Origin of the sequence: Streptomyces sp. NPDC059564 (genome assembly GCF_042735575.1) — a bacterium.
GTDB lineage: Bacteria > Actinomycetota > Actinomycetes > Streptomycetales > Streptomycetaceae > Streptomyces.
Map to the genome: position 1 here is coordinate 1 of NZ_JBHWBP010000361.1, position 7,665 is coordinate 7,665.

Sequence of the window (7,665 nt, forward strand, 5' to 3'; positions counted from 1 at the left end):
CAGAGGCCCGGAGACTCTTTGGAGTCTCCGGGCCTCTGCTCCGGGTGGGCGATACTGGGTTCGAACCAGTGACCCCTTCGGTGTGAACGAAGTGCTCTCCCACTGAGCTAATCGCCCGGACGCACCGCAAACATTACCGCATGTCAGCGGTGCTCCATGACCATCCCGGGACGGTCACTGGTCCTTCAGGTTCCACGGCAGCGCCAGGCCGTACTTCCACAGGTAGAAACCGATCAGGGCGCCCGCGATGACGAGGCCGATGCTGGTCAGGATGATGTTGCGGCGGCGCACCTTCGGGTCGAGGGCCTTCTGCGCGGCCTCGCTGACCTTGCGCTTGGTCCAGCGCAGGACGAGGTGGGCCCAGGCGAACTCGGTGGCCCAGATCGCCAGGCCGGCGAAGATCGCCACCCAGCCCGGGCCGGGCAGGACGAGCATGGCGATGCCGGCGCCGATGACGGCCAGGCCGACGATGAAGACGCCGACCTGCCAGCTCAGGTGCAGGCTGCGGTTGGCTTTGATGAAGGCGGGCGCCTTCGAGACGTGCGGCGCCTCTTCGGCGGCCGGTGCGCTGGTGGCGGACTCGTCGGTGCCGCGGTCACTCCCCGTATTCATGGCCTCGAATCTACCGGAGCCGGAAGCACACGTGAATGCCGCTTTGGATCCGCCGTCCGAGGGACCCAGAGGTCCGCAAAACGGTCAGAGGGGTTTACAACGGCACCGTAGGTGGCATGTCGATTTCGCCGACGTGCGAATCCCCGAGCGCACACTGAGCGAAAGGCCCTGGCGCTTATGAACACCACGGTCAGCTGCGAGCTGCACCTGCGCCTCGTTGTGTCGAGCGAGTCCTCACTGCCTGTTCCCGCGGGCCTGCGGTATGACACGGCCGACCCCTACGCCGTGCACGCCACCTTCCACACCGGCGCCGAGGAGACGGTCGAATGGGTATTCGCCCGCGACCTCCTCGCGGAGGGCCTCCACCGGCCCACCGGTACCGGCGACGTCCGCGTCTGGCCGTCCCGCAGCCACGGTCAGGGCGTCGTGTGCATCGCCCTGAGCTCACCGGAGGGAGAAGCGCTGCTCGAAGCACCCGCCCGAGCACTCGAATCGTTCCTCAAGCGGACGGACGCCGCGGTCCCACCCGGGACCGAGCACCGGCACTTCGACCTCGACAAGGAGCTCTCCCACATCCTGGCCGAAAGCTGAGCCAGCCCCCACGAGTGCGTGACCGCCCGACACCGTCCGACTCGGGGCGACGGTGCGGGGCGGACAACCACATACGGCCGTACCGGCGCTGTCCTCGCGGAAGCCACCCGCGAGGGCGGCGCCGGTGCGCTTGGCCGCCCTCTGGGGGGCAACCGCTAGAGTCGGCCCCCAGCGGCGGCAGCGGCCCGTCGCCGCAAGGCCGGCCTCCAGGGAGCGACCCCGTGCAGATCCCCCACGACACCCGTCGCGCGCTCGACGTCGTCGTCGCGCTGGTGAACACCGCGGCCGAGCCGGACCGGCCGGACGGACTGTCCGACGTGGCGGCCCTGCGCGGCTTCGTACGGGATCACGCGATCAGCGACGTCGGCGAACTCGGCGCCCGCGACCTCTCCGGGGTGCGGACCGTGCGCAGCAAGTTCGCGCAGGTCTTCTCGGCACCGAACCCCCGTGCGGCGTCCGCACTGATCAACGAGCTGGTCGCCACCGCGGGCACCACGCCGCGGCTCACCGACCACGACGGCTACGACTGGCACGTGCACTACTTCGCGCCGGGCGCCTCGGTGGGCGACCACCTGGCGGCGGACGGCGGCATGGCCCTGGCCTTCATGGTGGTCTCCGGCGAGCAGGAGCGGCTGCGCCGCTGCGAGGCCCCGGACTGCCGGCGGGCCTTCGTCGACCTGTCCCGCAACCGCTCCCGGCGCTACTGCGACAGCCGGACCTGCGGGAACCGGCTGCACGTGGCCGCGTACCGGGCCCGCCGCAAAGAGGCCGACGCCCAGCCGGAGGGCTCAGAGCAGGTAGAGGTCGTGCACGGCGGCGAGCAGCAGCAGGGTCCCGATCACTCCTAGGAAGATCATCAGGGGTGGCTGGGACAGGGCGAAGAGGCAGCCGCGCCCCTCGGGGGAGAGCGGGGCCTGGGCGAGGGGGACCTCGGCGACGGAAGCGGGAGCCTGCGGCTCGTCCTGCGATGTGTCGAGCATGTCGGGGCGATGATCGCGCAGCGCGCGCCGGATCGGCCCTCAACACGCCATGATCGGCGCGGGAGTTCGCTCCCTCTCGTCAGTTCAGGTGGTTCCCGGGGGCTTCTCCCCCGCGCGCGCCTCCCCTTCCGCTACGGGCACCGGGGCGACGGCGGGGTTCAGATCCCGTGCTTCTTGAGGATGGCCTCGATGTCGGAGAAGTCCTCCGCCGGGGGCGCGGAGGCCGCCGGGGCGGCGCCCGTACGGGAACCCGTACCGAGGGAGGGGGCGGACGCGGCCGGGGCCACGGACTCGCGCGCGGAGCCGCCGCGGGCCGCCTTCGCGGTCGCGGGCTCCTTGCCCAGGGCGCGGCGTTCCACGACCCGGGTGGTCATGAAGAGCAGCCAGGCCAGACCGAGCAGGCCGAAGCCGATCCAGACGGACGGCTTGAAGACCATCCCGGAGATCCACTCCACGACTCCGGTCATCACCAGGGCCACCGGCACCAGGGAGTAGGCCGCGATCCGCGTGGCGGCCAGGAATCGCTTGCGGTACGCGGTCACGGCGGCGACGCCCAGGCCCGCGGCGGACACCGCGGCACATATGGTCTCGGCAAGCATGCGGTCCTCCGGCTCTGGACGGATGGGCGATCTGTCCCTTCCATCCTGCACCGGCCGGTGCCGTCGGGGCCATGTCCAGGGGCCCGACGGGGCGGATCTCCGGGACATCTCGGGGTCGGATCTCCTCCCCGGGGGGTCTGGGAGACTGTCCGTATGACCGATTCCGTGATCCTCGACGTCTGGTGCGAACTCCAGTGCCCGGACTGCCACAGCGCTCTGGACGACGTACGCGCCCTGCGGGCCCGCTACGGCGACCGGCTGGACATCCGGCTGCGGCACTTCCCGCTGGAGAAGCACAAGCACGCCTTCGCCGCCGCCCAGGCCGCCGAGGAGGCGGCCGAGCAGGGGCAGGGCTGGCCGTACACGGAGGCCGTCCTGGCCCGCACCGCCGAGCTCGGCGAGCGCGGCGAGGCCGTCCTGCTGGACGTGGCGCGTGAACTGGGCCTGGACGCCGAGGAGTTCGACACCGCCCTGATCGACGGGCGGCACATCCTGATCGTCGACGCCGACCAGGCCGAGGGCAAGGCCATCGGCGTGACCGGCACTCCGACGTACGTGATCGACGGCGAGCGCCTCGACGGCGGCAAGAGCCAGGAGGGCCTGCGCGCCCGCATCGAGGAGATCGCGGACCGGCTGCTCGCGGCCTAGATCAGGTCCTTGGCGCAGTTCAGCCGCGTCGTGACGTAACCGAGGGACTCGTAGAGCCGCACCGCCGGGGTGTTGTCCGTGAAGACGTGGAGGCCCAGCCGGCGGTGGCCCGCGGCGAGGGCCGTGCGCTCGGCGAGGAGCATCAGGTTCCGGCCGTGGCCGCGGCCCCGCTGGTCCTCGGCGACCTCGACGTCGAAGACGAACCCGCCGTCGGCCTCCGAGGCGAGCCACACCTGGCCGACCGGGGTCCCGCCCGCTTCCAGGACGACGATGGAGACCCCGGGGGTGGCCAGGCCCTGCGGCAGCTGCCGGTCGTGGTCGGCCCGCGATTTGGCGCGCGCCGCCTCGGGCGACATGCCCCGGGCGGTCCAGCTGCGCGCGTACGTCTCCTGGGCGCGGGCCAGCCAGACCTCGAACTCGGCCTGCGTCATGGGGCGGCCGACGGCGTCCCCGGCGAGGGCGGGCGGCTCGGCCGGGAGGTCCTTGGCCATGGTGCGGCTGTGCTCGGTGTAGCCGAGGGCCGCGGCGAGGCGCAGTCCGCCCGCCGAGCCGGCCGGTACGCAGATCCGTACCCGGCGGCAGCCCCAGCCGCGCAGCACCTCCTCGGCGGCGAGCGCCGCGACCGTGGCGCGGCCGCGGCGGCGGTCCGGTCCGTCGATGACCAGGTCGCGGATCTCCCCCACCGTCGGCCCGAAGGGCGTGTCGGCGGCGATCACCAGCGCCCCCACGCGCCGGCTGTTGACGCGGACCTCGTAGGGGCGCGAGCGGGCGCCGTCGTCGTTCTGCTGGAGCGGCCCCGAGGGCCGCAGGGTGGTGGTCATCCGTCGAGTTCTACCCGCCCCGCGGCGCCGTGGCTACGGGGTATCCCGGCCGCGGGGACGGCTACGGGTCGAGGTCCGATCCGGCGCGTTCGTCGAAGACGCGCATGGCCTTGGCGGTGACGGGACCGGGGGCGGCGGACAGGGTGCGGCCGTCGACGCGGTGGACGGCCTGCACGTCGCGCAGGGTGGAGGTGAGGAAGACCTCCTCGGCCCGCTCCAGCGCCTCGAAGGGCAGGTCGGTGACCTTGGCGCCGGTCCATTCGACGGCCAGCGCGCGGGTGATGCCCGCGAGGCAGCCGGAGGCGACGGGCGGGGTGTGCAGTTCCCCGTCGAGGACGACGAAGACGTTGGAGCCCGTCCCCTCGCAGAGCCGGCCGACGGTGTTGGCGAACAGGGCCTCGGAGGCCCCGTCGGCGTGCGCCCGGGCCAGGGCGACCACGTTCTCGGCGTACGAGGTGGTCTTCAGGCCGGTCAGCGCGGAGCGTTCGTTGCGCACCCAGGGGACGGTGATCACCGCGGTGGTGTCGGGGCGGCGAGTGGTCTCCCCGACGGCGACGACCAGGGTGGGGCCCGCGTCGCCGCGGTCGGAGCCGAGCGGGGACGGGCCGCCGGTGTAGGTGATCCGCAGTCGGCCGAGCGGCATCGGATTGGCGTCGAGCACGGCGGCGCAGGCGCGCCGCACCTCGTCGAGGTCCGGGTCGGGCAGGCCGAGGCCGCGGGCGGAGCGGGTGAGCCGGTCCAGGTGGCGGGTGAGCGCGAAGAGGGTTCCGTCCTGGGCCTTGAGGGTCTCGAAGACCCCGTCGCCCACGGTGAGCCCGTGGTCCAGTACGGACACCTTCGCGTCGTGCCCGTCCCGCAGCGTTCCGTCGAGCCAGATCCTCACCGTACGGTTCCTCCACTCAGGTCGCGGGCCCCGTGCGGGCCCGGCTCTCGCTCCCCCGACGCTAGCGCCACCAGCCGGGCGGCCTTCAGTTCGGTCTCCGCCCACTCGCGGTCGGGGTCGGATCCCCAGGTGATCCCGGCGCCGGTGCCGAAGCACAGGCGGGGCCCGCCGGGGGTCTCGCGGTCTATCCAGAAGGTGCGGATGCCCACCGCGAGGGCGGCGGTGCCCCGGTCGGCGTCGACCCAGCCGACGCCTCCGCAGTAGGGGCCGCGGGGGGCGGTCTCCAGTTCCTCGATGATCCGCAGGGCGGAGGACTTGGGGGCGCCGGTGACGGAGCCGGGCGGGAAGGTCGCGGCGAGCAGTTCGGCCCAGCCGGTGCCCTCGGCGAGTTCGCCGCTGACGGTGGAGACCAGGTGGACGAGGCCCGGGTGCTCCTCGACGGCGCACAGCTCGGGGACGGTCACGGAGCCGGTGGCGCAGACCCGGCCCAGGTCGTTGCGTACGAGGTCCACGATCATCACGTTCTCGGCGTGGTCCTTGGGCAGCAGGTCGGCCACGGTGCGGCCGGTGCCCTTGATGGGGCCGGACTCTATGTGACGGCCGGCGCGGCTCAGGTAGAGCTCGGGAGAGGCGGTGGCGATCTCCACGCCGTGGGCCGGGAGCCGAATCGTTCCTGCATAGGGGGCGGGGTTCCCGCGCGCGAGCAGGGCGGTGAGGGCGTCGACGTCGGCCCGGGCCGGGTCGGGCAGCGGCGCGGACATCACGCGGCAGAGGTTGGCCTGGTAGACCTCCCCGGCCGCGATGTACTCGCGGATGCGGCGCACGCCCGCGACGTACGCGGAGCGGTCGAGGGAGGAGGACCAGCGGTCGGCGGCGGGGCCGGTCCAGGCCCCGGGGACGGGTGCGGGAACGGGGTCGGGGCGTATGTCCCCGAAGCGCGCGCAGACCAGCCGGCCTTCGAAGTCTGCGGTCACCGCCCAGAACCCGGTGGAGTCGAGGGCCGAGGCGTCACCGGTGACATCACGGAGGTCGGTCGCGAGAAGGCCGCCGAAGCGGGCCAGGGGAGGCAGGTCGTGCACGGCTGCGAGTCTATGACCGGTGACGCGATGGCGCCGGGGAGGTGACTGCCGGGTGACCGGTGGTGATCGGGCGGCAGCACGCTGCGGAAACGCGTTTTTGAGCTGGCCCGGGAATCCGCTAGAGTTCAACACGTCGCCAGGGAGCGAAGGGGGAAAACCCCGGAGCGAACACGGTGACCTGCGGACGTAGCTCAGTTGGTAGAGCACCACCTTGCCAAGGTGGATGTCGCGAGTTCGAGTCTCGTCGTCCGCTCGAAGTGGGGGATTTCTTCCCGAGAACCCCTACAGCTCCATGGTGGAGTGGCCGAGAGGCGAGGCAACGGCCTGCAAAGCCGTCTACACGGGTTCAAATCCCGTCTCCACCTCCAAGGACGATTAGCTCAGCGGGAGAGCGCTTCCCTGACACGGAAGAGGTCACTGGTTCAATCCCAGTATCGCGCACGCAGTACACGTACCACCTGCGGTTTCGCACCGCGGTCCCGCGCGATTAGCTCAGCGGGAGAGCGCTTCCCTGACACGGAAGAGGTCACTGGTTCAATCCCAGTATCGCGCACCAGCTCGGGAAGCCCCGGCCGTCACGACGGCCGGGGCTTTCGCGTTCCCGGGGGCTTCCGCGTTCCCCGGGGCTGTCGGGGAACGCGGGGCCTCTGGGGCCTCAGGGGCTTCAGGGGCCTCAGGAGGAGAAGAGCTTCCGGCCGAAACCGCCCTTGTGGTGGCCGTGGTGCCCGTGGCCGTGGTGGCCGCCGTGCTGGGGGGCGCCCCAGGCGGGGGCCGCGTGCTGGGCCGGGTACGGGGCCGGCGGCGCGGCGGGCGGCGGGACCTGGCCGTACTGCTGCGTCGTGTACTGCGATTCCAGGCGGGTCAGCGCCTCCAGCTCGCCGTAGTCGAGGAAGATGCCGCGGCAGCCGCTGCACTGCTCGATCTGAACGCCGTTGCGGTTGTAGGTGTGCATCATCGCGTGACACTTCGGACACTGCATGACCGGTTCAACTCCTCGCCGTCTGCGCCGGTACCGGACGCACGCCCGGCACCTCCCGCTCACCTTACGACGGAGCTACGGCTCCAACTCGGCCCGGAATGTAGCCATTCGGACACAGGAATCCAGCATCAGCCGCTCCGCCTCGTCCAGCGCCCGGCGGGCGGGGACCGCCTTGGCGAGGGCGAGGGCCGCCGTCTGTACGGTCAGCGCCCGGGCGGCGAGGTCGAGTTCCGGCCAGGGGTCGGTGCCGGGCGGGCCCGCGGCCGGGCCGCCGGCGGCGCGGTAGGCGTCGAGGAAGCGCAGCCAGGCGTCGGGGGCGAGGATCCCGGCCGCGTACCAGGCGGCCGGGCGGGCCAGGTCCCAGGCGGGGGTGCCGAGACCGAGGTCGTCGACGTCGATGAGCCGCCAGGGGCCGTCGGGGGCGGGGTGGCGTCATCGCGGACCCGCAGGGCCGCGCGGAGCGCTGGGAGGCC

At 72.4% G+C, this 7,665-nt stretch carries 10 protein-coding genes, 4 tRNA genes and 1 pseudogene; 6 read left to right on the top strand and 9 right to left on the bottom strand.

Annotated elements, in window-relative coordinates:
• Positions 1 to 45 precede the first annotated feature (45 nt).
• A tRNA-Val gene (locus ACFV0Q_RS35030) sits at positions 46 to 117 on the bottom strand.
• A 57-nt stretch (positions 118 to 174) separates the two neighbouring features.
• A complete protein-coding gene (locus tag ACFV0Q_RS35035) occupies positions 175 to 612 on the bottom strand; it encodes a TIGR02611 family protein (RefSeq protein ID WP_385011085.1) in 438 nt (145 codons plus the stop codon).
• 177 nt (positions 613 to 789) lie between these two features.
• Between ACFV0Q_RS35035 and ACFV0Q_RS35040 the strand changes: the two genes are divergently transcribed.
• The gene (locus ACFV0Q_RS35040) at positions 790 to 1,203 is read left to right on the top strand and encodes an SsgA family sporulation/cell division regulator (RefSeq protein ID WP_030011909.1); all 414 of its coding nucleotides are present in this window, start codon (positions 790 to 792) and stop codon (positions 1,201 to 1,203) included.
• A gap of 221 nt (positions 1,204 to 1,424) precedes the next feature.
• The gene (locus ACFV0Q_RS35045; RefSeq protein ID WP_385011087.1) at positions 1,425 to 2,051 is read left to right on the top strand and encodes a CGNR zinc finger domain-containing protein; all 627 of its coding nucleotides are present in this window, start codon (positions 1,425 to 1,427) and stop codon (positions 2,049 to 2,051) included.
• On the opposite strand, the gene ACFV0Q_RS35050 is transcribed toward ACFV0Q_RS35045, so the two are convergent.
• The gene (locus ACFV0Q_RS35050) at positions 1,992 to 2,183 is read right to left on the bottom strand and encodes a hypothetical protein (protein WP_385011089.1); all 192 of its coding nucleotides are present in this window, start codon (positions 2,181 to 2,183) and stop codon (positions 1,992 to 1,994) included. The two genes, ACFV0Q_RS35045 and ACFV0Q_RS35050, sit on opposite strands and share 60 nt — an antisense overlap.
• Before the next feature lie 158 nt (positions 2,184 to 2,341).
• The gene (locus ACFV0Q_RS35055) at positions 2,342 to 2,782 is read right to left on the bottom strand and encodes a hypothetical protein (protein WP_385011091.1); all 441 of its coding nucleotides are present in this window, start codon (positions 2,780 to 2,782) and stop codon (positions 2,342 to 2,344) included.
• Positions 2,783 to 2,935: 153 nt separating this feature from the next.
• Here ACFV0Q_RS35055 and ACFV0Q_RS35060 point away from each other — a divergent pair, with 153 nt between their 5' ends.
• Positions 2,936 to 3,430 (top strand): DsbA family protein, encoded by a 495-nt coding sequence (locus ACFV0Q_RS35060; RefSeq protein ID WP_385011093.1) that lies wholly within the window; start codon positions 2,936 to 2,938, stop codon positions 3,428 to 3,430.
• Here ACFV0Q_RS35060 and ACFV0Q_RS35065 read toward each other — a convergent pair.
• The 3 genes from ACFV0Q_RS35065 to ACFV0Q_RS35075 all read right to left on the bottom strand — a co-directional run bounded on the left by ACFV0Q_RS35065 (position 3,427) and on the right by ACFV0Q_RS35075 (position 6,213).
• A complete protein-coding gene (locus ACFV0Q_RS35065) occupies positions 3,427 to 4,251 on the bottom strand; it encodes a GNAT family N-acetyltransferase (RefSeq protein WP_385011095.1) in 825 nt (274 codons plus the stop codon). The two genes, ACFV0Q_RS35060 and ACFV0Q_RS35065, sit on opposite strands and share 4 nt — an antisense overlap.
• Before the next feature lie 61 nt (positions 4,252 to 4,312).
• Complete coding sequence (locus tag ACFV0Q_RS35070; protein ID WP_385011097.1) at positions 4,313 to 5,134, bottom strand: aminotransferase class IV; 822 nt, start codon at positions 5,132 to 5,134, stop codon at positions 4,313 to 4,315.
• Positions 5,131 to 6,213 carry a chorismate-binding protein gene (locus tag ACFV0Q_RS35075; RefSeq protein ID WP_385011099.1) on the bottom strand — a complete coding sequence of 361 codons (1,083 nt, stop codon included), beginning with the start codon at positions 6,211 to 6,213 and terminating at the stop codon, positions 5,131 to 5,133. The genes ACFV0Q_RS35070 and ACFV0Q_RS35075 overlap by 4 nt, the downstream gene beginning before the upstream one ends.
• Positions 6,214 to 6,393: 180 nt before the next feature.
• Here ACFV0Q_RS35075 and ACFV0Q_RS35080 point away from each other — a divergent pair.
• The 3 genes from ACFV0Q_RS35080 (at position 6,394) to ACFV0Q_RS35090 (ending at position 6,769) form a co-directional block, all read left to right on the top strand.
• Positions 6,394 to 6,466: transfer RNA gene (locus tag ACFV0Q_RS35080), tRNA-Gly, on the top strand.
• A gap of 41 nt (positions 6,467 to 6,507) precedes the next feature.
• Positions 6,508 to 6,581, top strand: a tRNA-Cys gene (locus ACFV0Q_RS35085).
• A gap of 113 nt (positions 6,582 to 6,694) precedes the next feature.
• Positions 6,695 to 6,769: transfer RNA gene (locus tag ACFV0Q_RS35090), tRNA-Val, on the top strand.
• 117 nt (positions 6,770 to 6,886) lie between these two features.
• Here the strand turns inward: ACFV0Q_RS35090 and ACFV0Q_RS35095 are convergent.
• On the bottom strand, positions 6,887 to 7,192 hold the full coding sequence (locus ACFV0Q_RS35095; protein WP_385011100.1) for a zf-TFIIB domain-containing protein: 306 nt from the start codon (positions 7,190 to 7,192) through the stop codon (positions 6,887 to 6,889).
• Positions 7,193 to 7,267: 75 nt separating this feature from the next.
• Positions 7,268 to 7,624, bottom strand: a pseudogene (locus tag ACFV0Q_RS35100) (aminoglycoside phosphotransferase family protein); the annotation flags it as partial.
• Positions 7,625 to 7,665: the final 41 nt, after the last annotated feature.

Bases quoted from the DNA above. Each gene is read 5' to 3' on its own strand.
- ACFV0Q_RS35035 (WP_385011085.1), bottom strand. From the start codon at position 612: ATGAATACGGGGAGTGACCGCGGCACCGACGAGTCCGCCACCAGCGCA.
- ACFV0Q_RS35040 (WP_030011909.1), top strand. From the start codon at position 790: ATGAACACCACGGTCAGCTGCGAGCTGCACCTGCGCCTCGTTGTGTCG.
- ACFV0Q_RS35050 (WP_385011089.1), bottom strand. From the start codon at position 2,183: ATGCTCGACACATCGCAGGACGAGCCGCAGGCTCCCGCTTCCGTCGCC.
- ACFV0Q_RS35055 (WP_385011091.1), bottom strand. From the start codon at position 2,782: ATGCTTGCCGAGACCATATGTGCCGCGGTGTCCGCCGCGGGCCTGGGC.
- ACFV0Q_RS35060 (WP_385011093.1), top strand. From the start codon at position 2,936: ATGACCGATTCCGTGATCCTCGACGTCTGGTGCGAACTCCAGTGCCCG.
- ACFV0Q_RS35065 (WP_385011095.1), bottom strand. From the start codon at position 4,251: ATGACCACCACCCTGCGGCCCTCGGGGCCGCTCCAGCAGAACGACGAC.
- ACFV0Q_RS35095 (WP_385011100.1), bottom strand. From the start codon at position 7,192: ATGCAGTGTCCGAAGTGTCACGCGATGATGCACACCTACAACCGCAAC.